Raw genomic sequence first — 24,116 nt, 5'->3', positions numbered from 1 at the left:
GAGACCAAAACAGGCCGTCTGAAAAGTTTCAGACGGCCTGTTTAAGTTTATAAAAAAGCGCAAACCTTTTTATATCAGGAGTTTGCGCTTCAAATCTGGTGGAGGCGGGGGGAATCGAACCCCCGTCCGAAAGTCCTCTACAGAGCGTTCTACATACTTAGTTGTGTCTATTTAGAATCTCGTCCTCATCATGCCGACCAACAGGCCTTCAGGGAACCAGTTACCTTAAATCTCGTTTCCTGCCAAGTAACCCGACAGAAAACCAGTCAATGTAGAATGACGTTGCGGTAGCTTGCGCTACACAGCCCATTGACCAACTGCTGCAACGGCAGGCCTTAAGCGGCCAGTGCGTAAGTTTCGTCGTTTGCGACTATTTAAATTCAGTGTTTTACGGGAAATCTGAGACCCCGGTATGCCCGCATCTGCTTTGCAACCCCCGTCGAAACCAAGATCGCCCCCAGATAGGAAAAGTCGATTATACGCATGTCAGCGTGCTTTGCCAAGTTGCCGATTGATTGAAAAGGCCGTCTGAACAGCAGTTTGCTTTTTCAGACGGCCTGTTTAGTTTAGGTTTATTGATGGTAGTTTTGCAAGAAGCGTTTGAGTTTGTCCATGGCTTCTTCGATTTGATGAACGGGCGGCAGGGTAACGATACGGAAGTGGTCGGGGCGTATCCAGTTGAAGCCTGTGCCTTGGACGAACAAGACTTTTTCACGTACGAGCAAGTCGTAGACGAATTTCATGTCATCTTGAATGCCGTACATTTCGGTATCGATTTTAGGGAACATATACATCGCGCCCATCGGTTTGACACAGGAAACACCGGGGATTTGGTTGATTAGTTCCCATGCTTTATTGCGTTGTTCCAACAGGCGGCCGCCAGGCAGGATAAACTCGTTGATGCTTTGATAGCCGCCCAAGGCCGTCTGAATGGCGTGTTGCATCGGCGTATTGGCACAAAGACGCATGGAAGAGAGCATATCGAGGCCTTCGATATAGCCTTTGGCATGATGTTTCGGACCGTTGAGCACCATCCAGCCTTGGCGGAAGCCGGCCACGCGGTAGGCTTTGGAGAGGCCGTTAAAGGTAATGGTCAGCAAGTCGGGGGCGAGGGCGGCAATGTGATGGTGTACGGCATTATCGTAAAGAATTTTATCGTAAATTTCGTCGGCAAAAATAATCAGGCCGTGTTTCCGCGCCAGTTCGGCAATTTCCAGCAGGATTTCTTTGCTGTACACCGCGCCGGTAGGGTTGTTGGGATTGATGACGACGATGGCTTTGGTTTTCGGCGTAATTTTGGCTTCTATATCGGCCAGATTCGGGAACCAGTCGTTTTCTTCGTCGCACAAATAATGACGCACATTGCCGCCTGCCAGTGTCGCAGCGGCGGTCCACAGTGGATAGTCAGGCGCAGGAATTAGGATTTCATCGCCGTCGTTGAGCAATGCCTGCATGGACATGGTAATCAGCTCGGACACGCCGTTGCCGATGTAAACGTCGTTGACGGTAACGTCGAGCAGACCTTTGGTTTGGTAATAGTGAACGATGGCTTTTCGGGCGGAATACAGCCCTTTGGAATCGCAATAGCCCTGCGCGGTCGGCAGGTTGCGGATCACGTCAACCAAGATTTCATCAGGCGCTTCAAAGCCGAATGGGGCAGGATTGCCGATATTGAGCTTGAGGATTTTGTTGCCTTCTTCTTCCAGTTGCAGGGCTTTTTTATGAACCGGGCCGCGGATGTCATAGCAAACGTGGTCCAGCTTGGACGATTTGGGAAATTTCTCCATGATGTGTGTTCCGTAAAATTGTAAACAATGGGACAAATGTACTCTTTTTGCGGGGAAATTAAAAGGGTTTCAGACGGCCAAAGCTTATTTATTGAGCGCTTCGGCACGGCGAACCGTCACGCTTTTTCCGCCTATGCCCCAGTTGTCCATATCGATTTCGTCAATGACGACGACGGTTGTCTCAGGGTTTTTGTTGAGAACGCGTGAGAGTAATTCGGTTACGCCGCGGATTAATTCGGCTTTTTGCTCTGCATTCGGGGCTTCGCTGCCACCGGTTACTTTGATGTTGACGTAGGGCATGGCTTTTTCCTTTTAAAATAGCGTTCATATGTTATCTTATTTTTATCAGGCCGTCTGAAATTTAATTGCAGGATTTTTCATTGCTCATGACTGCTTTTACAAAGAATTAAGTTTTTTGGAATAGATTGTTTTTACAATGCGGTTTTATTTTGGATGGATATCGTCATGAACCGTTTTCTTCAGTCTTTGATTGTGGCTGCACCGATGGTAATTGCCGCGCCTTATGTGGCAGCGGAAACGCATCCGGCGCAAAAGCAGATGCAGCAGAACATTGATGCTGTGTTGAAAATTGCACGCAATACGTCTTTGACAGAAGCGCAACGTGTGAAACAGGTTGAGCAGTATGCCAACCGTTACTTGGATTATGAGCGTATTTCGGCTTTGGCGGTTGGTGCGCCATGGCGTGAATTTTCTGCCAAACAGAAAACCGATTTTATCCGTGCATTCAAAGATATGATCATTGCGATGTACTCGCATTCCGCGTTAATTGGCGCGGCGGATGCAAATGTGCGCCTGTTGCCGAAGATGACGGCAAACGGCAATAAGTTTGACGTTTTCTCGGAAATTCAGACCAAAAAAGGTACTAAGTATGAAGTGGCCTATCAGCTTTATCAAAGCGGCGGTGCGTATAAGATTTACAACATCCGCGTGGACGGTACCAGCTTGGTAACGGTATACCGCAACCAATTTGGCGAGCTGATTAAGAGCAAAGGTATTGACGGTACAATTGCGACTGTCGAAGCCAAGGGCTTGAAGAAACAATAAGGCAGATTGAGAAAAAGGCCGTCTGAATATTCAGACGGCCTTTTTGTTTTACGGGCTGATTAAGCACGTTTGCGGAATTCGCCGGTACGGGTATCGATTTCGACTTTGTCGCCGTTTTCGATGTAAGACATCACTTGGATTTCAGTGCCACCGACCAGACGTGCGGTTTTCATCACTTTGCCGGAGGTATCGCCTTTAACGGCAGGCTCGGTGTATTCAACTTCGCGAACGATGATGGTAGGCAATTCTACGGAGATTGGGTTGCCTTCGTAGAAAGTTACTTCGCATACGTCTTCCATGCCGTCAACGATGAATTTCAACGCGTCGCCGATGTTGTCGGCTTCGATTTCGTATTGGTTGAATTCTTCGTCCATGAAGACGTACATTGGGTCGGCAAAGTAGCTGTAAGTACAGTTTTTGCGGGACAAGATTACGACGTCGAATTTGTCGTCGGCTTTGTAAATGGTTTCGGAAGCGGCACCAGTCAGCAGGTTTTTCAGTTTCATGCTGACTTTGGCGGAAGAGCGACCGCCTTTGATGTATTCAGTTTTTTGAACAACCATAGGGTCGTTGCCAACCATAAATACGTTGCCGGCGCGCAGTTCTTGTGCTGTTTTCATTGTAGTTTTCCAATCAAATCGGTTGTAATAAAACGCGCTATTTTAGCGTATTTTTTTGTGCTTTGAAATAAAAGCGGCAAGTTTTTCAACGGCACTTTTTTGGGCAAAAAGCCCATTCCGCCATTTTGCCGCGCTTTGCCGCCATTCATTTTGATGTGCCGTCAGGGTTTGCCATGCCTGTAGGCGTTGGCTGTCGCTGAGTGCTTCTCCGTTGTTGAGTTCATCGGAAAGGCAGCGGTGTGCCGTGGTGACAACATCCGGATAAACCTGATGCGCTTTGTCCCAAAACGCGTGCAGTTTGTCGAGATGGATATTTTCTTCTTGCGGATAGATGTGCCAAAAGAAAGGTTTTCCGGTAAGCTGGGCGCGAACAAAGCTGTCTTCGCCGCGTATGACGGCGCCGTCGGCAAGGTTGAGTAGTTTATCGAAATTCTGTTGGGGGACAAAAGGGGTTTTGATCAGGGTAACGTGTTCGCTCTGATACATATCGCCGTCTTCAAGCAGGGCATTTTGCGGCACTAGGCCGCCGTTTTTCAGGCTGGCGATGATTTGTGTACCTGCCAGCAGCAGGGTTATGGGTTGGCCGGCCTGTTGCCACATGGTCAGCCATTTTGCCCAAATATCGCTTTGATAGCCGAAAAGCAGCCATTCGGGGGCAGTTTTGGCGGGAAGTTTAAGTTGTCGGCGTAAGGCTTCCGTATCAAATCCGGCAGATTCGGCATAATCGCGTTCGCGCAGCAGGCCGCCGCTTTTTTCGCTGAAACCCATAAACCAAAAATATTTCTGTATGCCGCCGGCCTGGGGCGAGGGCATTAAGTGCAGCCTTTCGTTGCTGTCTTCCGCGCTGAGGTATTCCCAGTTGAGCCAAAGCGGTTGGTGTCGGCGGATGATGGTTTGAACGTTGTCGGGCAGTTCGCAGGCGAAGGTTTCGATGACGATGTCGGGGGTAGGGGCTGTATCGGTATCTTCGGCATGGTCGGCTTGCCAAGCGTGAATGCCGATGCCTTGATGGATATTGGGAATCGAGGCCAAGTCAGGGCAGAGTGCCTGAAGGGAGGGGAAGTCGTCTGTCCATAAATGCACTTGCCAGCCGAGTTCGCGTTGCAAAACACGCGCCAGCCGCCATGAAACGCCGATGTCGCCGAAGTTGTCGATGACGTTGCAGAAAATCCAGCAGGTATAAGGTGGGGTGGTGTTCATGGAAAAAATATGCCCAAGGCCGTCTGAAAACATCAGAATGCGCCGAAATAGTGGAACAAATAAACAATCAGCAAAACAATCGGGATAAACATCCAAATGCTTTGCCGTTTCAGTTCAGGCTCTTGTTTGAGGTGGTGTTTGATGACATCAAAGAGGACGAACTTGAATAGGAACGTGGCTTCGCAGGCAAGGATGATGCCGTTGATGAGGTGTTGCGTTTTGTCTTCGGGCGGGTTGAGGGCAAACCACAAGAGGGTGGCGAGCGGAATCAGGCAGACAACGAGCCAGCGCAGAAGGATGGGTTTGGACATGGTGTGCGTGCAAGAAATAAAAAGGGCATTATACCCTGTCGTCTTTCAGACAAGTGCAAATCAGGCTATCATTCGTTTTATTTGAAGCGAACATTTATCCCTATGCAAACCCAAGCCATCATCCGCCATATTGTTCAATGGCTCAAAGATTACGCCGAGCAGGCGCGTGCCAAAGGTTTTGTCGTCGGCGTATCCGGCGGCATCGATTCTGCCGTGGTTTCCACACTTGCCGCGCAAACCGGTTTGTCGGTTTTGTTTTTGGAAATGCCGATACGTCAGAAATCCGACCAAGTCAACCGCGCGCAAGAACACATGGGCCGTCTGAAACAGCGTTATCCCAATGTAAAAGCGCAAAGCGTTGATTTGACCCAAACTTTCGATATTTTCGCAGATACTGTTGATGTCAGCGAAACCGAATTTCCCAACAAACAGCTGGCACTTGCCAATGCACGCAGCCGCCTGCGCATGACGACGCTTTATTATTACGGCCAGCTTCATGGTTTGCTGGTGGCGGGGACAGGCAACAAAATTGAAGATTTCGGCGTCGGTTTCTTCACCAAATACGGCGATGGCGGCGTGGACATCAGCCCGATTGCCGATTTGACTAAGACTCAAGTGTATGCGTTGGCAGCCGAGCTGGACGTGTCGGAGGATATTCAAAAAGCTGTACCGACGGACGGACTTTGGGATACCGAGCGTACCGATGAAGAACAAATGGGCGCATCTTATCCAGAACTCGAATGGGCGATGAGCGTGTACGACAGCCACAAGCCTGAAGATTTTGAGGGCAGACAGCGCGAAGTTTTGGCAATCTATACCCGATTGCACAAAGCCATGCAGCACAAAGTCAATCCGATTCCGGTTTGCAAGATTCCGGAAGAGCTGTTTTAAGTTTGAACATCAAAAGGCCGTCTGAAAACGCTGGATTAAGGTTTTCAGACGGCCTTTTATATTTTATTTCAATAAGAATTGGGAATATGCTTGAAAAACAGCATCATCAGATACCAAAACAGCGTAGCGGCCGCCGCGCCCAGCAATACCCATGCGCTGATTTTGGCGATTTCCCGAATGGTGCGTTTTTGTTTGCGGCTGAACAAACGGTTCACAATCAATGCTGCTATGGCGCAAAAGAAAAAAAATCGCAAAAGCCTGCCTATCATCCTACATTCTCCCAAAAATATTGCCTTTAATCAGGGCAGGCCGTCTGAAGCCTCATGCACAAAACAAAGACGAAACGTTATAATACCCCTTTTGCCGCTTCACTTGGAAATTACAAATGACAACAAATGCCTCAGTGGGCATTGTAACGCCCCAGAAAATCCCGTTTGACACACCGCTTGCTCTGGAAAACGGCAAAACCTTACCTCGTTTCGATCTGATGATTGAAACCTACGGCACACTCAATGCCGACAAAAGCAATGCCGTCCTTATCTGCCACGCCCTGTCAGGCAATCATCACGTTGCCGGCAAGCACAGTGCGGAGGATAAATACGCCGGCTGGTGGGACAATATGGTCGGCCCCGGCAAACCCATCGATACCGAACGCTTTTTCGTTGTCGGTTTGAATAACTTGGGCGGCTGCGACGGCAGTACCGGCCCTTTGTCCGAAAATCCTGAAACCGGCCACGAATATGGCGCGGATTTTCCGGTTGTAACCGTCAAAGACTGGGTGAAGTCCCAATCCATGCTTGCCGATTACCTCGGCATTCAAAAATGGGCGGCCATTGTTGGCGGCAGCTTGGGCGGTATGCAGGCATTGCAATGGACGATTTCTTTGCCTGAACGCGTTGCACACGCGCTCGTTATCGCTTCTGCGCCTAAACTTTCCACTCAAAACATCGCGTTTAACGATGTTGCCCGTCAGGCTATTTTGACCGATCCTGATTTCCATGAAGGCAATTACCGTAGCCATCATACCGTTCCTTCACGCGGTTTGCGTATTGCGCGCATGATGGGGCACATCACCTATCTTGCCGAAGACGGCTTAGGTAAAAAATTCGGCCGCGATTTAAAATCAGACGGCTATCAATATGGCTATGGCGTTGAATTTGAAGTGGAATCGTATCTGCGCTATCAAGGCGACAAGTTTGTCGGCCGTTTCGATGCCAATACTTATCTGCTGATGACCAAGGCACTCGACTACTTCGACCCGGCCGCCGATTACGGCCACAACCTCACGCGCGCCGTAGAGAATGTGCAAGCCAAGTTTTTTGTTGCCAGCTTCAGCACTGACTGGCGCTTCTCGCCGCAACGTTCGCATGAATTGGTCAAGGCATTAATCGCCGCGCAAAAATCCGTGCAATACATTGAAGTCAAATCCAATCACGGCCACGATGCCTTCTTGATGGAAGATGAAGCCTATATCCGCGCGGTTGCCGCTTACATGAACAACGTTTATAAGGACTGCCAAAAATGAATCTGCGCGACGATTTGCAACTCATTTACGATTGGATACCCGAAGGCAGCCGCGTACTTGATTTAGGCTGCGGCGACGGCGAACTGTTGGCCGCGTTGGTGGAACATAAAAATTGCACCGGCTACGGCGTTGAAATCGATACCGACAGTGTGATTGCCGCCATATCCCGCGGCGTGAACGTCATTCAAGCCGATTTGGAAGAAGGTTTGGTGGCTTTTGGCGATCAAAGTTTTGATGTGATTGTCTTGAGCCAAACCATTCAGGCGATGCAGAACACGGAAAAAATCCTGCGTTGCCTGATGCGCGTAGCCAAGCAGGCCATCGTCAGCTTCCCTAACTTCGGCTACTGGCGCAACCGCTTTCAAATCGCCATCGGTGGCCATATGCCGGTTTCCGAGCGGATGCCGTATCATTGGTACGATACGCCCAATATCCATTGGTGTACCCTCAAAGACTTCGATTTATTGTGCGCCAAAAACAAAATCCGCGTGCTTGAGCGTGCGGTCATGACGGGCAATAAACAGATTAAACATCTGCCGAATTTATTGGGCAGTCTGGCGTTTTATCGCGTAGGTTGATTGCGGTGATCAATAAAGGCCGTCTGAACAGGTAATCACGAAAGCATGGCTTTTGCGGATACCTGTTCAGACGGCCTTTTATTGTTAAAGCCGGTTTAAGCCTGTTTCAATTTTTCCAATAAGGCCAAGCTGCCGGCATCGACCAGACGGTAGGTTTCGTCAAAGTTGCCTGTGTACCACGGATCGGGAACGTGGTTGTAACCTGAGTCGGGGATAAGGTCGGTCAGTTTGAAGATTTTGCCGGGGTGGAAACCGAGCTGCTTTTCGGTTTCTCTGAGGTTGTTGTCGTCCATCACGATGATGTAGTCGAAATGCTCGGCATCGCTGGGTTTGATTTTGCTGCTGGTAAAGCCTGACGGGTCGATGCCGTGTTGCTTGAGTGCGCAGCGCGTGCCTTCGTGCATGTCTTCTCCGTCGTGCCAGCCTGATGTGCCTGCGCTGGCTGTAATGATGGCATTGCCCATGCCTGCTTCGCGGGCGCGATGGCGCAGGACGTATTCGGCCATGGGGGAGCGGCAGATGTTGCCGAGGCAGACGAAAAGGATTTTGTGGGTTTTCATATGCGTGAAAATGAGCGGTAAGGTTTGAAAATCAATGCAACACGCTAAACCGTTTTCAGACGGTCTTGGCGTGTTGCATTTTCAACTTAGTTTACATGGCTGAAGAAAGGATTGTGGCCTTCCAGTTTCAACGCTTGGGCATAAGTAGGGATGTTCTCGTTTTCGCCCAATGGGTTGTGCAGCAGGTAGAGGTGCTCGATTCGGCATTCGGCCATCAGGTCGAGGAAGTTTTGCTGAACGATGGCGATATTGTCGGTTGAGGCCAGCTCCCAAGTGAAGGTCTGCGGAACGATTTCAAACGCGCTGTCTGTCGCGTTGAAGCTGAACTGGAGCTTGCCATCCGCTTTTGCTGCGGCAACAACGCCGACACGCGGGCTTTGCATACGGATGGCGCGGATGGCGTTGGTGGCAAAAACGTCCATGGCCATGCGTTGGCGGGTGTGGCTGCCGTCGGTAAGCGCGTCAAGCGGCGTATTGGGCGAGAGCGGGTTGGTAAAGAGGGTAACGCCGTCGAGGGCGAGATGTTCTTGCCAAACCTGCATTAATGGCAGGCCCGCCTGTTGCAGGTTGAGGCCCAAGGCCGTCTGAATGTCTTTATTGCCGTAGCCCAGCGCGTAAACCACATGGACGGATTGACCTTCGGGCAGCGTCAATGGTTTGTATTCGAATTTTTGCAGGAATGCGCCTGCCGCTTCATCGTTTTGCTTGGCTTGGAACCACTCGCCCGGGGTAACGCTGCTCAAGTCGGTCGATTGGACGAGGTAGGGCAGCCATTGCGTGTTTTGCGTAAGGGCGCGCAGGTTGGGGTAGTTTTGCAGACAGGCGAAGAGGGCTTCGGTAGGCAGCGTGAGCGGCAGGGTTTGTTCTTTTTTGCAACCGGCGACCAAAACGACAGGCAGGGCAAACCATTGGGCTTCGTTATCGTTTTCTGCCTTCAGTACTTCGCCCACGCTTTGAATCAGGCTGGTGTAAGTGCCGACATCGGGCGCCATGGTCATCGCCAATGAAAGGTTGATGTAATGGTTTTGGCTGAGCATGGTACGGATTTCGGTTTGCAGTTGGCCGGCCGAAAGTTTGCGTGATGCGGAGGAGGAGTTGTGCGCCAGCTGATAGGCATTGAGCAGAAGGTAGTTTTTGATAGGGCTCTGCGGATAAGGGCGGGTATCTGGAAGAACAAAGGTTTTCATGACGGTTTGAAGTGTTGTGTTGTAAGTGTGGCGATTATAGCAATTTAGTCAGTCGGTGTGCTTGTTAATAAATTAAATTCAAATGGCGATAGGGGATACGCTTCATTTTTATATGGTTTAAGTATCGGCATTTTCTAAGTTGAGGAGGGTAAATGCCCGATATGTTATAATCCATGACCAAACATAATTCAGAAAGGAACAAAATCATGCGCTTGCTTCATACTATGTTGCGTGTTGGCAATCTCGAACGCTCTTTGGATTTCTATCAAAACGTATTGAACATGCAACTGCTGCGCCGCCGTGATTATCCTGAAGGCCGTTTTACTTTGGCTTTTGTCGGTTATGGCGATGAGGCGGACCATACTGTTTTGGAACTGACCCACAACTGGGATACCGAATCTTACGATTTAGGCGATGCTTACGGCCACATCGCGATTGAAGTCGATGATGCTTACGCCGCGTGCGAACGTGTCAAAGAAATGGGCGGCAAAGTGGTGCGTGAAGCCGGTCCGATGAAACATGGCACGACTGTGATTGCGTTTGTCGAAGATCCGGACGGCTACAAAATTGAATTTATTCAAAAGAAAAGCGGTAGCGATTCGGTACAATATTCATCTTAAGACATAAGATAATGGAAAAGGCCGTCTGAACATTCAGACGGCCTTTTTTTGATCAGCCCAACCGTTTTTGCTTTTCGCTCAACAGGGCGTGTACGTGAAGCGCGGTAGCGTAGCGGTCTTCTCCCGCTTCAATCGGATCGAGGAAATGCAGCTCGACCGTGCTGGAAGGTTGGCTGATGACCATGCAGATAGATTGCCAAAGGCTGATGTCGCCGTAGTAGGCAGTGTGCGGATTAGGGCTACTGCCGTCCGGATTCGGATAGCGGCAGAGTACCGGAATAATCGGTACGCCTGCATCATAGGCCGTCTGAAAAAAGCTGGGTTTGAACGGCAGGATTTCACGGCCTTCGGTACTGGTGCCTTCGGGGAAAATGGTGACGGTATCGCCGTTTTTTAGTGCTTCGGTCACGCCTGCAATTTTGGCGGAATTGCCTTTGATGCCGCGGTTGCGCGAGACGTAAACCGTTTGCGCCTGTGTAGCGAGATAACCGACCACCGGCCATTTGGCTACATCGTCTTTAGCCACGAAACGGCCGGGGAAAGCACCGTTGACCGCCATAATGTCCAACCATGAAATATGGTTGCTGATAAGCATTTGGCCGCGGCCTTCTTGCGGCGGCGTGCCGAAGGTTTGCAGTTTCATGCCGCAGGAAGCGAGTACGCGCAGCGACCATAATTGGATTGCGCGCAGTTTGCGTTTGCTGCTGTAAAAGGGAAACAGAAAAAACATTTCGGCCATGCCGTACAAAAGGCAGCCGGCAATACAGAGAAGACGGAAGGCGAAGCGTAGTTTGGCAGTCATGTCAAAGGGGGAGTGTTTGTGTGTGTCGGGCGTGTGGGTTTGAATCGTTTCAGGCCGTCTGAAAGGCTGGACTCGCACTTTCAGACGGCCTGTGTGCCCTGACGTTTATGGGCGGGGGGCGAATTTTTGCAGATAGCGGTCGCTCAGTTTCGTGATGTCCATCATGATCAGCACATCCGCGCAGTTGAATGCTTCATCGACGCAAGGCTCGCCGCAAAACCACGCGCCTGCTTTGAGATAGCCTTTGATCAGTGCGGGTACAGGCGGATTTTCAGACGGCGTGATGCTGTCCCATTTGAGCGGGTTGAGTGGTTTGACGCGCCATTGTTCCGGAGCGAGGTATTTGTCTTTCAAAGCATGATACAGGCCCGCCGCATCGTTGCCGCCGTCGCGCATTTCGATACTGCCGCAACCAATCATAAAGCGCAGGTTTTCGTCTTTCATGAATTTGACCAAACCGGTCCACAACAGCATGACCAAGCCGCCGTTGCGGTAGTCCGGGTGGGTGCAGGCGCGACCGAGTTCGACGGTTTGCGGCAGAATGTCTTTCAAAGGCTCAAGGTCGAATTCATGCTCGCTGTACCAGCCGCCGACTTTTTTCGCGGTTTCTTCGGTGATCAGGCGGTAGCAGCCGATAACTTCGCCGGTTGCATCGTCGAAGGCAAGCAGGTGGTGGCAATGCTCATCATAAGGATCGACATCACGGCCGTCATCGCTTTCGATTTCCGCCCCCAACTCTTGGGCAAAAACCTGATAGCGCAATCTTTGGGCGGCATCGATTTCAGCTTGGGTTTCTGCAAGGCGTACGCTCAGGCCGATTTTGGGGCCCGTTTGATTGAAACGGCTGGGGGACATGATGTTTCCTGTTTGAATAAAATGGCTGATTATAGCGGATATACGGACAGATTTATATTGATTTGCTTTGCGGTAGGGCAAATTATGTCGGGTTGTTGGAAAAAGGCTTCAGGCCGTCTGAAACTGATGGCTGTTTAGAAAGATGGCCAAGAACATTTGCCAGGATGTTTGAAATTTATGACATAAATCAAAATATTTATCCGAATTATTTAATATGAGAATAAAAATATATACAATATAACTAGTTCAAAAGTATTAATATGATTGAATGGGATATTTTTAATATTTAAAAAATGGAGAATATAAAGATGAAACTGAATGTATCGCTCAGTCCTTTGTGTTTGGCTTTAGCGCTTTTTTTCGGTACTGCGTATGCGGACGGAGGTATCGTTGCCGGAACCATGCACAAGACGGGTTCTTTGGCTGTCGGTAAAGAATCCGTATCGGGCGAAAATGCCACTGCAGTTGGCGACAAGGCTAAAGCAGGTGGCTATAAGGCGGCTGCTTTGGGTTATGATTCTGCCGCTTCCGGTTTGAGCGCAACCGCTTTGGGTGGTGAATCCAAGGCGGAGGCATTGCGGTCGGTGGCGGTTGGCTTTCGGGCCCATGCCAAGGGAACAAATGATGTAGCAGTCGGTGGCGCAGCAGCTGCTTCTGGCGGTCAATCTGTTGCAGTTGGCCTGCTGTCCAAGGCTTCGGCTTTGCGTGCCGTTGCGGTAGGTAATGGCGCGCAGGCAAGTAATATTGATGCAGTAGCTATCGGCAGAGATAGTGAGGCGGATGCGCTCAGTGCAACGGCCTTAGGTGATCGAGCTAAAGCACGTGGGACTCAATCACTTGCACTAGCATCGGCTGCTGAAGCAGAAGGTTATCAAGCAGTGGCGGTCGGTACGCGTGCGGTATCGAATGCCGTAAACAGTGTAGCTTTGGGTGTTGAGTCTTCCGCCACGGCCTTGAACGGTCTGGCTGTCGGCACCAGCTCCAGCGTGCGTAAAGAAGGTGGTACCGCAGTCGGCGGTGGCGCATCGGCTTTGGAAGAGAAATCTTTGGCACTCGGTTTCCAAGCCAAAGGTAAAGCCGAGAAAGCAGTGGCTCTGGGTGCGCAAAGCATCGCAGATTCGGCTGCAGGGCAGGCAGGCTATGATTTTGCGACACAGTCGGCAAGTCAATCTGAAGAAACGGCATGGAAATCGACATTGGGCGCGGTTTCGATTGGCAATGAAAAGGACAGCCGTCAAATTACCCATGTGGCTGCCGGTACTCAGGATACGGATGCGGTAAATGTGGCTCAGGTCAAAAGGCTTGCGGAAAGATGGCAGGCCGACAGTCAGCAAAAAGAGTCGGCGGTGGCTGCTCAAATCAATCAAATACGAGCTGAAACACGCGTAGAAATGAAAAAACTGGAAGACCGTGCGGATGCCGGCTCTGCCGCTGCGATTGCGGTGGGTAATCTGGGACAAGCTTACCAGCCGGGACAGGGTGCAGTATCCATTGGCAGCGGCGTTTGGCGCGGAAAGGCCGGTTTTGCTGTCGGAGTATCGAAAGTATCCGCCAGTGGCAGATGGCTGGTGAAAGGTTCGGCTGTTGGCGCATCTAAGGGTGGTGCAGGCGGTGGAGCCAGCGTAACCTATCTGTGGTAGAAAATTTCAGATGGCCTTGAATGTTGAGGCCGTCTGAATTTGGCATGCCAAGCGGTAGAAGCGTAAAATCAACGTTTTTGCCGCTTTTTTTATTATGGAAACTTCTTTCCTGCTTGCCGGAAAAATTACCGAGCTGACGCTGATTGTTTTGATGGGTGTGGCCTTGGTGAAGGCCGGGCTGTTGAAATCGGAAAACAGCTACACGCTCTCTGTTATCGCACTTTATCTGATCAGCCCGTCCGTCATGATTCACGCTTTTCAGATGGACAATACGCCGCAGATTATTGAAGGGCTGAAGCTTTCCGTCATGCTGGCGGTGTTTTTCCATGTGGTGTTGATTGTTTTGGGCAGGTTGTTTAAGCACTTGTTCAAACTCGATGCGCTTGAACACGCGGCGACGGTGTACAGTAATTCGGGCAACCTGATTATCCCTTTGGTGATGTCGGTCTTTGGTGCGGAATGGGTGATTTACACCAGCGGTTTTATCATGGTGCAGACGTTTTTGTTTTGGACGCATCTGCGCCTGTTGATTTGCGGCCGCGGCAATGTGGCTTGGAAAACCATTTTCACCAATATCAACATCTTATCCATGCTGGTCGGGCTGCTGATGTTTACCTTTCAAATCAAGCTGCCGCATATTGTCGATAATACTTTGGCGACAGTAGGCGGCATGATTGGCCCGGTTGCCATGTTGGTGGCGGGCATGCTTTTGGCTTCTTTGCCGCTGCGCTCGATTATGTGGACGCCGAGGCTGTATCTTGTTGCTTTTTTAAGGTTGATTTTGATTCCGATATTATTGCTTTTTGCCGTCAAAGTTTGCGGTTTTGCCCATCATGATGCGCATGCGGATACGGTTGTTTTAATCAGCTTTTTGGCAACGACTTCGCCTGCCGCCTCGACAGTTACCCAAATGGCGGTTGTTTACGGCAAAAATGCCCAAAAAGCCAGCGCGATTTACGGGCTGACAACCTTGCTTTGTGTGGTAACCATGCCGGTGATGATTGCGTTATATCGTTGGATTATTTAAGAAAAGGACAGGCCGTCTGAAACTTTAGTCTTATGTTTCAGACGGCCTGTTTGTTATTTTAAATTTGAAAATAACTTTTATTATCAATTAATTAAACAATTAAAAAACTATACAAAGATGATAGCTGCGTGTATCCTTACGCCTAACATTCATCCAATATAAATCTTTAAAGGAACACAGCCATGACTGACTTTACCCTTTGGGAAACCGCGCCTTTCAATTCTACGATTGACCATATCCTGCAACGTTATCACAACGTTCACCGCGCCCAGTTTGAAGAGTTGGTACCACTGGCGCAAAAAGTGGCGCAGGTTCATGCCGACACTTTCCCTGCCGAAGTGACCGATTTGTTGGCCTATATGCAAAACGAGCTGTTGATGCACATGATGAAAGAGGAACGCATGTTGTTCCCGATGATTAATCAGGGCGTGGGCCGTGGCGCGGCAATGCCCATCAGCGTGATGATGCACGAGCATGAAGAACACGACCAAGCCATCGCTCGTCTGGAAGAATTGACCAATAATTTTGAGCTTCCCGAAGGCGCTTGCGGCAGCTGGACCCGTTTGTACACATTGGCTAAAGAGATGGTGGACGATTTGAAAGACCATATCCACTTAGAAAATGAAATTTTCTTCCCCCGCGTTTTGGCTTCTTAAAATTTGCGGTTAATCAAGGCCGTCTGAATGTTCAGACGGCCTGTTCTTTAATCCCTTGCTAAGTTAGTACAATAGTTCTAAAATTTTAATAAAGAAATAAAATTAGGCAGTAAAGGCACACATCCGTTCTTTTGTTTACTTGAGAAGGAATTTATGAATGAAACATTCTAAAGTTTTACTATCGGGTATTCTGTTTGCTGCTGTGACTGCATGCGCCCAAACGACGGACGGAGGCTGGAGCGCCCTGCTGCAGGATACGAAAACAGGCGTGCAGTCGCGACCTTATTATGAATTTGGCAATGTGGTTCAGAAGATTTCTTTTAAGAAAACCGGTAATCCGGAAAATGGTCTGAAAAAGCCTGTCGTGACTGTGTATCGTCAGGGCAAGCTGTTGGGCGAAGCATATAATTTGGAAGCCTCTCATGGCAGCCCCTTGTTGCCAACCCTGTTTTTAGTAAACGGCAAGTCATTAAATATTAATGACGGCAACGATAGAAAATTGTTGGCTGCTGCTAAGAGAATCGATTTTTACGATTTCGGACGTGGCCGGATCGGCCATGCAGTCTTTACCGCGCCTAATGGCATCTGTCAGGATATGAAACACGGCAAAGGCGTTTCCTACAAGCTGGTTACCAACTATATTGATTTTCCGGATTATCCTTCGCCTGAAAATATCTTGATTATTACTGCGCAAGGCAAATATGAGCAAGACGGCTTTGTGTTGGATTCTACCGAGTCAAGGGTGACCAGTGCCAATAAAGAATTTGCCAGAAAATATGGCGAAGCCCTGAAATCCAAGAATGGCCCTGAGACCAGACAGGTAAATATGGCTAATGCAGCCAGTGCGGAAAAAGGCAGACTGTTGGCTGATTATGTATGTAGGTGATGAGAATAAAGGCCGTCTGAAATTCAGACGGCCTTTTTTAATCATGAATGCATCTCTTGTTCAAACGACAGCAGAATCTGTTTCACTTCATCTGCTTCTTTGACGGCGCGGATGCGGTCAAACAATACCTGCGCCTGTTCAAACTCTTTTTTCATCATGCCCAGCCACTGTTTCAAACGGGCAACCGGATATTTGTTGTTGGCCTCTTTGGCAAGGCACAAGTCGAAGAATTGGACTATCCATGAGGAGACTTCGGCAAAGTCGGTGTCTTTCACTGTTTCGCCGTTTTCATATTGCTTGATTTGCCGCGCCAAGTCGGGACGGATCACCGCGCCGCGCCCAAGCATCACGCTGTCGCAGCCGCTGACGGTTTTAATGTCGAGATAGTCTTGAAGGCTGAACACATCGCCGTTGGCAGTAACGGGAATATTGACTGCATCGCGGATTTTGCGCACCCATTCCCAATGTGCCGGCGGTTCGTAGCCTTCGACTTTGGTGCGCGCATGGACGGTTAACGCGCATGCGCCGCCGTTTTCAATCGCGGAGGCGCATTCCAATGCCAGACTTTTGTCTTCATAACCGAGCCGCATCTTGGCCGTCAGCGGAATGTGTTGCGGCAGGTGTTGGCGCAGGGTGTGGACGATGTGGTAAATCAAGTCCGGCTCTTTGAGCAAGACCGCACCGCCTTTGTGTTTATTGACCGTCGGCGCGGGGCAGCCGAAGTTGAGGTCGATTTTGTCGGCACCGAAACGCACGGCTTCCAAAGCGTTGACGGCCATGTTTTCCGCATCGCTGCCCAAAAGCTGGACAGTACAGGGCGTGCCGGCCGGCGTGCGGTTAGCATGGGTGATTTCGGGAACATATTTAAGCCAAGTGGCGCGTGAGTGGACCGTGTGCGTAATGCGGACAAATTCGCTGACGCATTCGTCAAATCCGCCAATACGCGTCAACAGGTCGCGCATCACATCGTCCACCAGCCCTTGCATGGGGGCAAGAATAAGCTGCATGAGTCAGGCTGTCTGAAAAAAAGGAGGACATATTGTAGCGGTATATCGGTTAAAATACAGCTTCCTTTTTCAGACGGACTTTTTATGATGCACACAATTCCGGCAACCGCCGCCATGTTGGTAAAAAATTCAGAACGTTATCTTTCAGAAGTTTTGAGTGCGCTGAAAGACTTTGACGAAGTCCTGCTGTTGGACAACGGCTCGACTGACCGTACTTTTGAAATTGCCAAGGGCTTTCCGAATGTCAGCTATTACAAGCATGACTTTATCGGGTTTGGCCCGATGAAAAATCTGGCGGCCAGACTGGCGCAAAACGATTGGATTTTCAGCATAGACAGTGATGAAGTGGCGGATGAAGCTTTAATCGAATCCATTCGTGCGGCCGTTTTGGAAAATGAGAAGGAACACATCTTTTCGCTTTCCCGTTTGAACCATTACCACGGCAGACTGATTAAAGGCTGCGGCTGGTATCCGGATATTATTCCGCGCCTTTACCATCGCAGATTTACCCGTTTTTCCGACCGTCAGGTGCATGAGTCTTTGGTGTTGCCGCAGGAAGCCAAGGTTAAACAACTTGATGGCCGTCTGAAACATTATTCTTTTGAAAACGCCGAAGGGCTGATTCAGAAAATGCAGCAGTACAGCTCACTGTATGCGGAAGAAAACCGCTTTAAGAAAGACAGTTCGCCGTTTAAGGCTTTGCTGCATGGCGGCGTATCGTTTGTGAAGAATTATCTGCTCAAACGCGGTTTTGCCTATGGGGCGGACGGCCTGACGATTTCAGTGTCCAATGCGCAAGGTTCGTATTACAAATATGTCAAACTCTACGAGCGCAACCGCACGATAACCGTCTCCCTCATCATCACCACTTACAACCGCCCCGATGCTTTGGAGCTGGTGTTGAAATCGGCTTTATCGCAAACCCGTCTGCCGGATGAGATTATTGTTGCGGATGACGGCTCAAGGCAGGAAACCGCCGAAGTGGTTGATTTTATCCGTCGTAGGACAAGCATTCCGGTCAAACATTCATGGCAGCCGGATAGGGGCTTTCGTGCCGCCGAATCGCGCAACCGTGCGTTGGCACAGGCGAAAAGCGATTATATTGTGTTGATTGACGGCGATATGGTTTTGGATCCGTCTTTTATCGCCGATCATTTGAAGATTGCACGCAAAGGCCGTCTGATACAGGGTTCCCGCGTGATTTTGACTGAGGATAAAACGCAGGATATTTTAGACGAAGGCGATTTACCTGCCTTGTCTATGTTCAGCTCGGGGATAGAAAAACGGCTTTCCGCCTTGCGCTGCCGTTGTTTGGCCAAATTGGCAGGCCGAAAAGGCAACCGCAAACATAAAGGCATCAAAACTTGCAATATGGGCTTTTTCCGCAGCGATGCGCTTGCCGTCAATGGGTTCGACAATAGCTTTGTCGGTTGGGGCAGGGAAGACAGCGAATTTGTCGCCCGTTGTTATCATAACGGGATGAAACGCCATAATCTGAAATTTGCTGGTATTGCGTACCACCTCTGGCACAATGAGGCAGAACGCGATTGCTTGCCGCAAAACGATGCCTTGTTGGAGGCAACCTTGTCGGAACGCAAAATCCGCTGTGTTCATGGCGTATCAGATTTTATAAAAGATGAAGAAGTAGCCGGAAAATAGCCTTATCATCTGTTTGAATCATAAAGGCCGTCTGAAAATTTTCAGACGGCCTCTTTTGTGCTTTTAATGAGTCTATTGGTTAAATGAGAATATTATTTATTTGATGTAGATTGGTATGTATAATTAGGTAAAGTATAGTTAAGGAAGAGGGTTTACTCTATAATCCAACTATTTGTAATTTTATTTCGGTCAAGGCCGGATTTTGGGAGTTGTGATGTCAACTATGTTTTTTATCCAGTTTGCCATTGTGCTGCTGTGTATCCTGATTGGTGCGCAGGTTGGTGGGATTGGTTTGGGCGTGCTCGGCGGTATCGGCTTGGCCGTATTGTCTTTTGGTTTCCATCTGCAGCCGACTAGCCCGCCGATTGATGTGATGCTGATGATTATGGCGGTAGTGTCTGCCGCGGCGGCCATGCAGGCCAGCGGCGGTTTGGATTATATGATTAAGATTGCCACGCGCGTGTTGCACCGCAATCCGAAATACATCACCTTTATCGCGCCGGCGGTAACTTACACCTTTACCGTCTTGGCAGGTACGGGCCATGTGGCTTACTCGGTCTTGCCCGTGATTGCCGAAGTCAGCCGTCGCAATGGCATCCGTCCCTCCCGTCCGCTGACGATGGCGGTTATCGCTTCCCAATTTGCGATTGTCGCCAGCCCGATTGCCGCCGCCGTTGTTGCCTGCGTCACCATGCTTGAGCCGCAACACATTACAATGGCGGACGTGTTGAAAGTTACCGTTCCGTCCACGATTTTGGGTATCGGTTTGGCTTGCGTGTTCGTAAACAAATTGGGCAAAGAGTTGAAAGACGATCCGCATTATCAGGCTTTGCTGAAAGACCCGAACTATGTGAAAGAATACATCGATGTGGAGGAGCAACAAACCGACGTCGCCATTTCGCCAAAAGCCAAATTGTCGGTCGGTATTTTCTTGACTGCGGCATTGCTGGTGGTCGTGATGGGTGCGCTGCCTGAGTTGCGTCCGGCTTTTGAACACGATGGCGCGATCAAGCCTATGGGCATGGCGCATACGATTGAAATCGTGATGTTGTCTGCTTCTGCACTGATTATTTTGGCATGTAAACCCAATGGCGATGCGATTACCCGAGGTTCGGTATTCCATGCCGGTATGCGTGCCGTAATTGCGGTGTTTGGCGTGGCTTGGTTGGGCGATACCTTGATGAACGGCCACTTAACAGAAGTGGAATCGACCGTCAGCCATTTGGTTGAGTCTGCACCGTGGACCTTTGCCTTTGCCCTGTTTATTTTGTCGGTATTGGTCAACAGCCAAGGCGCGACAGTGGCGACGCTCTTCCCAATCGCCATCAAACTGGGGATTCCTGCGCCCATCATCATCGGCACATTTGTTGCGGTAAACGGCTATTTCTTTATACCAAACTACGGTCCGATTATTGCTGCTATCGACTTCGATACAACCGGCTCGACCAAAATCGGCAAATTCATCTTCAACCACAGCTTCATGATTCCGGGCTTATTGAGCATGGCATTTAGTCTGGCCATCGGTTTGTTGTTGGTTCAACTGTATTATTGATAGGCTGAAAAATGAAGGCCGTCTGAAATTAAATTTCAGACGGCCTTTTTGATATTGTTATTTGAGAGCTTAATTGCAGTATTTGTTGACGTCGTTTTGGTATTGTTTAATCAGGCTGTCGCGATTGGCCAAGCGTGCGCTTTCGGCGACTTGACGGTTGATTTTGGCGATTTTGCAGTTTTCCAGCTTGTTTTGGCGGTTTTGCTCTTCGATTTTTTTATTGCGTTCTTCGATTTGTTTGTTTTGTTCCGCAACCTGTTCGTTGGGCTGCTCGGCAACCGGCTCAGATGCCGCAACAGCAGGCGCAACGGCAGGTTTGACATTGTGCGTGCGGATGTTGACCACGCCGGAACGCTTCGGTTGCAGACGGTTTGGCGTATCGGAATAGCTGTTGCCCGACGTGCCTTTCCAAGTGTAAACCTCGGCCGCGCCGGTCAGGGCGGCGGAAGAGAGAAGGGCTGCTGTCAGACAGGTTTTGAGTACGGAAGATTTCATGGGTTTCCCTTATGTAAATGATGTTCTCATCCAACCTATTTTACTTGAAACTGCAATGCGTTGGCATATTTTTGTACTACAAATCAAATCATGTAAAAAAATAACGTTAAAACATGTATTGCCAATGTTAGCATCAAGCCGGTGTGATATAATGCCGTGCATCTTGCACAAACTGAAAGACCGAGCATCATGCGTATTGTAGAAAAAGCCTATACTTTCGACGACGTTTTGTTGGTTCCAGCGCACTCAAACGTGCTGCCTCGAGATGTCAAACTTCAAACCAAACTCACCCGCGATATCACGCTCAACCTCCCTCTACTTTCTGCTGCAATGGATACCGTTACCGAAGCGCGTCTGGCCATTTCTATGGCTCAAGAAGGCGGCATCGGCATTATCCATAAAAACATGACGCCGGAGTTGCAAGCGCGTGCCGTTTCCAAAGTGAAGCGCCATGAGAGCGGCGTGGTGAAAGATCCCGTTACCGTTGCGCCGACCGCATTGATCCGCGAAGTTTTGGAAATGCGCGCACAACGCAAACGCAAAATGTCCGGTCTGCCTGTTGTTGAAAACGGCAAAGTGGTCGGGATCGTGACCAACCGCGACCTGCGTTTTGAAAACCGTGTTGATCTGCCGGTCTCTGCCATCATGACCCCCCGCGACCGTTTGGTTACCGTTCCTGAAGGTACGAGCATTGATGAAGCCCGCGAAATCATGCATGCGCACAAAGTTGAGCGCGTTTTGGTATTGAACGACCAAGACGAACTCAAAGGTCTGATTACAGTTAAAGATATTCTGAAAACAACCGAATTCCCTAATGCCAACAAAGATGCCGAAGGCCGCCTGCGCGTCGGTGCCGCGGTAGGTACCGGCGGCGATACCGAAGAGCGCGTCAAAGCATTGGTGGAAGCCGGTGTGGACGTGATTGTGGTTGATACTGCCCACGGCCATAGCCAAGGCGTGATCGATCGCGTGCGCTGGGTCAAAGAAACTTATCCGCACATCCAAGTCATCGGTGGCAACATCGCGACTGCCAAAGCCGCTTTGGATTTGGTCGCTGCAGGTGCGGATGCCGTTAAAGTCGGTATCGGCCCGGGCTCAATTTGTACGACCCGTATCGTAGCCGGCGTGGGCGTGCCTCAGCTGACTGCGATTCACAATGTTTCCGAAGCCCTGAAAGGTACCGGCGTTCCCCTGATTGCCGACGGCGGTATCCGCTTCTCCGGCGATATTGCCAAAGCTCTGGCAGCAGGTGCATACAGCGTCATGCTCGGTGGTATGTTTGCCGGTACGGAAGAAGCACCGGGTGAAATCGAACTCTACCAAGGCCGCTCTTACAAGTCTTACCGCGGCATGGGTTCGTTGGGTGCGATGAGCCAAGGTTCTGCCGACCGCTATTTCCAAGACAAAACCGACAGCACAGACAAATATGTTCCTGAAGGCATCGAAGGCCGCGTTCCTTACAAAGGTCCGATTGTGAACATCATCCACCAGCTGACCGGCGGTCTGCGCTCCAGCATGGGTTACTTGGGTTGCGCCAATATTGCTGAAATGCACGAGAAAGCAGAATTTGTGGAAATCACTTCTGCCGGTATGAGCGAATCTCACGTTCACGACGTACAAATCACTAAAGAAGCGCCTAACTACCATCGTTAAACCAGTATAAAAAGGTCGTCTGAAAATATTTCAGACGGCCTTTCTGTTTTTATAAGGTTTTAAAAATGAAGCAAATATTGCTTGCCGCCGGTTGGTCTGGCGTTTCAGGTGGGGTATTTTCAGAACTTGCCGGATAAATTGGGAAGACAAACGCTTCACGTGCTCAAACCAGGGTTCATCTGTTGAAATAACATGTATCAAATAGTACGTTCTGCTCAGGGAGATTAAACCGAGTTTCAGACGGCCTTTTAAAAATCGTATTACAATAAGCCAAAATTAAAAACACATTCCATTATGTCCAAAAAAATCCTGATTATTACCCCAAGCTGGATTGGCGACTGCGTCATGACCCAACCGCTTTATCGCCGTTTGCATGAGCTGCATCCCGGCTGCACCATTGATGCTTTTGCGCCCAAATGGTCGATGGCCGTATTTGAGCGTATGCCTGAAATCAACCGTGTAATAGAAAACCCTTTTGGACATGGTGCGTTGGAATTGAAAAAACGCTGGCGTATCGGGCGTGAATTGGGAAAAGAAGGCTATGATCAAGTGATTGTTTTGCCCGGTTCGCTCAAATCCGCCCTCATTGCCTTAGCTACGGGCATTAAGCAGCGTACGGGCTACGTCGGTGAGTCGCGCTATTTTTTGCTGAACGATATCCGCAAGTTGGATAAGGCCGCGTTGCCGTTGATGGTTGACCGCTATACTGCGCTGGCGCATCCGACCCAAGCGGATTTTAACGGGCATTCTGATAATCCCTGTTTCACGATTGATCCCGAAAGCCGTCAAGCCGCTTTGTCAAAACATGGTTTGGCGACGGATAAACCGATTTTGGCATTTTGTCCCGGCGCTGAATATGGCCCGGCCAAGCGTTGGCCTGCGCGTCATTTTGCCGAACTTGGCCGCCGATATTTGGCCGAGGGTTGGCAGGTTTGGCTGTTTGGTTCGCAAAAAGATTTTGATATTGCAGATGAAATCAACCGACTTTCAGACGGCCTGTGTACCAATCTTTGCGGTAAAACCAATCTTCCGGAGGCGATTGATCTGTTGTCTTGCGCCGATACGGTCGTGTGCAACGACAGCGGTCTGATGCACCTTGCGGCCGCGCTTGATCGGAAATTGGTTGCAGTTTACGGCTCATCCAGCCCTGACCATACGCCGCCTCTAAGCCAAAAGGCAAAAATCGTCAGCTTGAATTTGGATTGTTCACCTTGTTTCAAACGCGAATGTCCGTTAGGGCATACGGATTGTTTGAACAAGTTGACGCCGGATATAGTGCAAAAAGCGGCGGAAGAGCTGGCTCGTTCGGCGTAATCCTATAAAGATTAGATGGAAAACAGCAAAGGGCAGATTTGAATCTGCCCTTTTGATTTGTGTTTCTTTTATTTTTTAACAAAAGGCCGTCTGAAACCTGAACTGCACCCCAAAAGTTGGACACACCCCCTCCAACTCACAAGGTGCAGTTTTTTTATGAGCAAATATACATTACACTTCAAATACCAAGCCGTACTCCACTACCTGCACATACGCAGCCAACAGC

General features: G+C 49.7%; 25 protein-coding genes and 1 other RNA gene. 13 read left to right on the top strand and 13 right to left on the bottom strand.

All coding sequences use genetic code 11. The features are described from left to right. Window positions 1-96 precede the first annotated feature (96 nt). From ssrA to ACTHTA_RS09440, 3 genes are all read right to left on the bottom strand, one after another. Window positions 97-459, bottom strand: a transfer-messenger RNA (tmRNA) gene (gene ssrA / locus ACTHTA_RS09450). Between the two features lie 113 nt (window positions 460-572). Continuing rightward, window positions 573-1,787, bottom strand: a complete 1,215-nt coding sequence (locus ACTHTA_RS09445; protein ID WP_308888342.1) for a pyridoxal phosphate-dependent aminotransferase — start codon at window positions 1,785-1,787, stop codon at window positions 573-575. An 84-nt stretch (window positions 1,788-1,871) separates the two neighbouring features. Then, window positions 1,872-2,087, bottom strand: a complete 216-nt coding sequence (locus ACTHTA_RS09440; RefSeq protein ID WP_308888343.1) for a tautomerase family protein — start codon at window positions 2,085-2,087, stop codon at window positions 1,872-1,874. 165 nt (window positions 2,088-2,252) lie between these two features. Between ACTHTA_RS09440 and ACTHTA_RS09435 the strand changes: the two genes are divergently transcribed. Next, on the top strand, window positions 2,253-2,852 hold the full coding sequence (locus ACTHTA_RS09435) for an MlaC/ttg2D family ABC transporter substrate-binding protein (protein ID WP_308888344.1): 600 nt from the start codon (window positions 2,253-2,255) through the stop codon (window positions 2,850-2,852). A 59-nt stretch (window positions 2,853-2,911) separates the two neighbouring features. On the opposite strand, the gene efp is transcribed toward ACTHTA_RS09435, so the two are convergent. Genes efp through ACTHTA_RS09420 form a run of 3 tightly spaced genes read right to left on the bottom strand, consistent with a single transcriptional unit; the run spans window position 2,912 to window position 4,983 of the window. Continuing rightward, window positions 2,912-3,472 (bottom strand): elongation factor P, encoded by a 561-nt coding sequence (gene efp, locus ACTHTA_RS09430; protein WP_063068768.1) that lies wholly within the window; start codon window positions 3,470-3,472, stop codon window positions 2,912-2,914. A 42-nt stretch (window positions 3,473-3,514) separates the two neighbouring features. Next, complete coding sequence (gene earP / locus ACTHTA_RS09425) at window positions 3,515-4,672, bottom strand: elongation factor P maturation arginine rhamnosyltransferase EarP (protein WP_308888345.1); 1,158 nt, start codon at window positions 4,670-4,672, stop codon at window positions 3,515-3,517. Between the two features lie 32 nt (window positions 4,673-4,704). After that, window positions 4,705-4,983, bottom strand: a complete 279-nt coding sequence (locus tag ACTHTA_RS09420; RefSeq protein WP_003682447.1) for a hypothetical protein — start codon at window positions 4,981-4,983, stop codon at window positions 4,705-4,707. A gap of 102 nt (window positions 4,984-5,085) precedes the next feature. Between ACTHTA_RS09420 and nadE the strand changes: the two genes are divergently transcribed. Further along, the gene (gene nadE, locus ACTHTA_RS09415; protein ID WP_308888346.1) at window positions 5,086-5,874 is read left to right on the top strand and encodes an NAD(+) synthase; all 789 of its coding nucleotides are present in this window, start codon (window positions 5,086-5,088) and stop codon (window positions 5,872-5,874) included. 68 nt (window positions 5,875-5,942) lie between these two features. Here the strand turns inward: nadE and ACTHTA_RS09410 are convergent, their stop codons facing one another. Beyond that, complete coding sequence (locus ACTHTA_RS09410) at window positions 5,943-6,143, bottom strand: protein MIGRI (protein WP_003682450.1); 201 nt, start codon at window positions 6,141-6,143, stop codon at window positions 5,943-5,945. A 116-nt stretch (window positions 6,144-6,259) separates the two neighbouring features. On the opposite strand from ACTHTA_RS09410, the gene metX reads away from it, so the two are divergent. Together metX and metW are read left to right on the top strand one after the other, a co-directional pair. Continuing rightward, on the top strand, window positions 6,260-7,399 hold the full coding sequence (gene metX / locus ACTHTA_RS09405; RefSeq protein ID WP_004519859.1) for a homoserine O-succinyltransferase MetX: 1,140 nt from the start codon (window positions 6,260-6,262) through the stop codon (window positions 7,397-7,399). Next, window positions 7,396-7,977 carry a methionine biosynthesis protein MetW gene (gene metW, locus ACTHTA_RS09400; protein WP_003684992.1) on the top strand — a complete coding sequence of 194 codons (582 nt, stop codon included), beginning with the start codon at window positions 7,396-7,398 and terminating at the stop codon, window positions 7,975-7,977. Before metX ends, metW begins: the two co-directional genes overlap by 4 nt. Before the next feature lie 95 nt (window positions 7,978-8,072). Here metW and ACTHTA_RS09395 read toward each other — a convergent pair whose 3' ends face one another. Continuing rightward, entirely contained in the window at window positions 8,073-8,537 is a 465-nt protein-coding gene (locus tag ACTHTA_RS09395) for a low molecular weight protein-tyrosine-phosphatase (RefSeq protein ID WP_308888347.1), read from the bottom strand. Window positions 8,538-8,623: 86 nt separating this feature from the next. Further along, entirely contained in the window at window positions 8,624-9,724 is a 1,101-nt protein-coding gene (locus tag ACTHTA_RS09390; RefSeq protein WP_250589813.1) for a conjugal transfer protein, read from the bottom strand. Window positions 9,725-9,930: 206 nt separating this feature from the next. Here ACTHTA_RS09390 and gloA point away from each other — a divergent pair, with 206 nt between their 5' ends. After that, window positions 9,931-10,344 carry a lactoylglutathione lyase gene (gene gloA, locus ACTHTA_RS09385; protein WP_003685011.1) on the top strand — a complete coding sequence of 138 codons (414 nt, stop codon included), beginning with the start codon at window positions 9,931-9,933 and terminating at the stop codon, window positions 10,342-10,344. Window positions 10,345-10,396: 52 nt separating this feature from the next. On the opposite strand, the gene ACTHTA_RS09380 is transcribed toward gloA, so the two are convergent. Continuing rightward, entirely contained in the window at window positions 10,397-11,146 is a 750-nt protein-coding gene (locus ACTHTA_RS09380) for a lysophospholipid acyltransferase family protein (RefSeq protein WP_308888348.1), read from the bottom strand. 105 nt (window positions 11,147-11,251) lie between these two features. Then, window positions 11,252-12,001 (bottom strand): GNAT family N-acetyltransferase, encoded by a 750-nt coding sequence (locus tag ACTHTA_RS09375; protein ID WP_313971222.1) that lies wholly within the window; start codon window positions 11,999-12,001, stop codon window positions 11,252-11,254. Between the two features lie 308 nt (window positions 12,002-12,309). Here ACTHTA_RS09375 and ACTHTA_RS09370 point away from each other — a divergent pair, with 308 nt between their 5' ends. From ACTHTA_RS09370 to ACTHTA_RS09355, 4 genes are all read left to right on the top strand, one after another. Continuing rightward, window positions 12,310-13,641: a YadA-like family protein gene (locus ACTHTA_RS09370; protein WP_308888441.1), complete on the top strand. Its 1,332-nt coding sequence runs from the start codon at window positions 12,310-12,312 to the stop codon at window positions 13,639-13,641. Window positions 13,642-13,735: 94 nt separating this feature from the next. Next, window positions 13,736-14,668 carry an AEC family transporter gene (locus tag ACTHTA_RS09365; RefSeq protein WP_003685108.1) on the top strand — a complete coding sequence of 311 codons (933 nt, stop codon included), beginning with the start codon at window positions 13,736-13,738 and terminating at the stop codon, window positions 14,666-14,668. Between the two features lie 182 nt (window positions 14,669-14,850). Next, window positions 14,851-15,324 (top strand): iron-sulfur cluster repair protein DnrN, encoded by a 474-nt coding sequence (dnrN, locus tag ACTHTA_RS09360; protein WP_049351364.1) that lies wholly within the window; start codon window positions 14,851-14,853, stop codon window positions 15,322-15,324. Between the two features lie 157 nt (window positions 15,325-15,481). Then, window positions 15,482-16,210, top strand: coding sequence for a hypothetical protein (locus ACTHTA_RS09355; RefSeq protein WP_440364408.1), 729 nt, complete (start codon window positions 15,482-15,484; stop codon window positions 16,208-16,210). A gap of 41 nt (window positions 16,211-16,251) precedes the next feature. Here the strand turns inward: ACTHTA_RS09355 and ACTHTA_RS09350 are convergent, their stop codons facing one another. Next, window positions 16,252-17,217, bottom strand: a complete 966-nt coding sequence (locus tag ACTHTA_RS09350; protein ID WP_308888439.1) for a tRNA dihydrouridine synthase — start codon at window positions 17,215-17,217, stop codon at window positions 16,252-16,254. A gap of 84 nt (window positions 17,218-17,301) precedes the next feature. Here ACTHTA_RS09350 and ACTHTA_RS09345 point away from each other — a divergent pair, with 84 nt between their 5' ends. Together ACTHTA_RS09345 and ACTHTA_RS09340 are read left to right on the top strand one after the other, a co-directional pair. Continuing rightward, window positions 17,302-18,876 (top strand): glycosyltransferase family 2 protein, encoded by a 1,575-nt coding sequence (locus ACTHTA_RS09345; RefSeq protein ID WP_308888437.1) that lies wholly within the window; start codon window positions 17,302-17,304, stop codon window positions 18,874-18,876. Between the two features lie 223 nt (window positions 18,877-19,099). Beyond that, window positions 19,100-20,428 carry an anaerobic C4-dicarboxylate transporter gene (locus ACTHTA_RS09340; RefSeq protein ID WP_308888443.1) on the top strand — a complete coding sequence of 443 codons (1,329 nt, stop codon included), beginning with the start codon at window positions 19,100-19,102 and terminating at the stop codon, window positions 20,426-20,428. Window positions 20,429-20,497: 69 nt separating this feature from the next. On the opposite strand, the gene ACTHTA_RS09335 is transcribed toward ACTHTA_RS09340, so the two are convergent. After that, window positions 20,498-20,923: a DUF4124 domain-containing protein gene (locus ACTHTA_RS09335; RefSeq protein ID WP_049333378.1), complete on the bottom strand. Its 426-nt coding sequence runs from the start codon at window positions 20,921-20,923 to the stop codon at window positions 20,498-20,500. 189 nt (window positions 20,924-21,112) lie between these two features. On the opposite strand from ACTHTA_RS09335, the gene guaB reads away from it, so the two are divergent. After that, window positions 21,113-22,576: an IMP dehydrogenase gene (gene guaB, locus ACTHTA_RS09330; RefSeq protein ID WP_003678893.1), complete on the top strand. Its 1,464-nt coding sequence runs from the start codon at window positions 21,113-21,115 to the stop codon at window positions 22,574-22,576. Window positions 22,577-22,870: 294 nt separating this feature from the next. Continuing rightward, a complete protein-coding gene (gene waaF, locus ACTHTA_RS09325; RefSeq protein WP_308888436.1) occupies window positions 22,871-23,890 on the top strand; it encodes a lipopolysaccharide heptosyltransferase II in 1,020 nt (339 codons plus the stop codon). Window positions 23,891-24,116: the final 226 nt, after the last annotated feature.

It is taken from the genome of Neisseria sp. P0013.S005 (assembly GCF_051958425.1).
Taxonomy (GTDB): domain Bacteria; phylum Pseudomonadota; class Gammaproteobacteria; order Burkholderiales; family Neisseriaceae; genus Neisseria; species Neisseria subflava.
The sequence above is the reverse complement of the archived record's forward strand: the minus strand, read 5'-3'. Positions and strand labels throughout refer to the sequence as shown.

Coding starts and splice junctions, on each gene's coding strand:
- ACTHTA_RS09445 (WP_308888342.1), bottom strand. CDS start 1,787: ATGGAGAAATTTCCCAAATCGTCCAAGCTGGACCACGTTTGCTATGAC.
- ACTHTA_RS09440 (WP_308888343.1), bottom strand. CDS start 2,087: ATGCCCTACGTCAACATCAAAGTAACCGGTGGCAGCGAAGCCCCGAAT.
- ACTHTA_RS09435 (WP_308888344.1), top strand. CDS start 2,253: ATGAACCGTTTTCTTCAGTCTTTGATTGTGGCTGCACCGATGGTAATT.
- efp (WP_063068768.1), bottom strand. CDS start 3,472: ATGAAAACAGCACAAGAACTGCGCGCCGGCAACGTATTTATGGTTGGC.
- earP (WP_308888345.1), bottom strand. CDS start 4,672: ATGAACACCACCCCACCTTATACCTGCTGGATTTTCTGCAACGTCATC.
- ACTHTA_RS09420 (WP_003682447.1), bottom strand. CDS start 4,983: ATGTCCAAACCCATCCTTCTGCGCTGGCTCGTTGTCTGCCTGATTCCG.
- nadE (WP_308888346.1), top strand. CDS start 5,086: ATGCAAACCCAAGCCATCATCCGCCATATTGTTCAATGGCTCAAAGAT.
- ACTHTA_RS09410 (WP_003682450.1), bottom strand. CDS start 6,143: ATGATAGGCAGGCTTTTGCGATTTTTTTTCTTTTGCGCCATAGCAGCA.
- metX (WP_004519859.1), top strand. CDS start 6,260: ATGACAACAAATGCCTCAGTGGGCATTGTAACGCCCCAGAAAATCCCG.
- metW (WP_003684992.1), top strand. CDS start 7,396: ATGAATCTGCGCGACGATTTGCAACTCATTTACGATTGGATACCCGAA.
- ACTHTA_RS09395 (WP_308888347.1), bottom strand. CDS start 8,537: ATGAAAACCCACAAAATCCTTTTCGTCTGCCTCGGCAACATCTGCCGC.
- ACTHTA_RS09390 (WP_250589813.1), bottom strand. CDS start 9,724: ATGAAAACCTTTGTTCTTCCAGATACCCGCCCTTATCCGCAGAGCCCT.
- gloA (WP_003685011.1), top strand. CDS start 9,931: ATGCGCTTGCTTCATACTATGTTGCGTGTTGGCAATCTCGAACGCTCT.
- ACTHTA_RS09380 (WP_308888348.1), bottom strand. CDS start 11,146: ATGACTGCCAAACTACGCTTCGCCTTCCGTCTTCTCTGTATTGCCGGC.
- ACTHTA_RS09375 (WP_313971222.1), bottom strand. CDS start 12,001: ATGTCCCCCAGCCGTTTCAATCAAACGGGCCCCAAAATCGGCCTGAGC.
- ACTHTA_RS09370 (WP_308888441.1), top strand. CDS start 12,310: ATGAAACTGAATGTATCGCTCAGTCCTTTGTGTTTGGCTTTAGCGCTT.
- ACTHTA_RS09365 (WP_003685108.1), top strand. CDS start 13,736: ATGGAAACTTCTTTCCTGCTTGCCGGAAAAATTACCGAGCTGACGCTG.
- dnrN (WP_049351364.1), top strand. CDS start 14,851: ATGACTGACTTTACCCTTTGGGAAACCGCGCCTTTCAATTCTACGATT.
- ACTHTA_RS09355 (WP_440364408.1), top strand. CDS start 15,482: ATGAAACATTCTAAAGTTTTACTATCGGGTATTCTGTTTGCTGCTGTG.
- ACTHTA_RS09350 (WP_308888439.1), bottom strand. CDS start 17,217: ATGCAGCTTATTCTTGCCCCCATGCAAGGGCTGGTGGACGATGTGATG.
- ACTHTA_RS09345 (WP_308888437.1), top strand. CDS start 17,302: ATGATGCACACAATTCCGGCAACCGCCGCCATGTTGGTAAAAAATTCA.
- ACTHTA_RS09340 (WP_308888443.1), top strand. CDS start 19,100: ATGTTTTTTATCCAGTTTGCCATTGTGCTGCTGTGTATCCTGATTGGT.
- ACTHTA_RS09335 (WP_049333378.1), bottom strand. CDS start 20,923: ATGAAATCTTCCGTACTCAAAACCTGTCTGACAGCAGCCCTTCTCTCT.
- guaB (WP_003678893.1), top strand. CDS start 21,113: ATGCGTATTGTAGAAAAAGCCTATACTTTCGACGACGTTTTGTTGGTT.
- waaF (WP_308888436.1), top strand. CDS start 22,871: ATGTCCAAAAAAATCCTGATTATTACCCCAAGCTGGATTGGCGACTGC.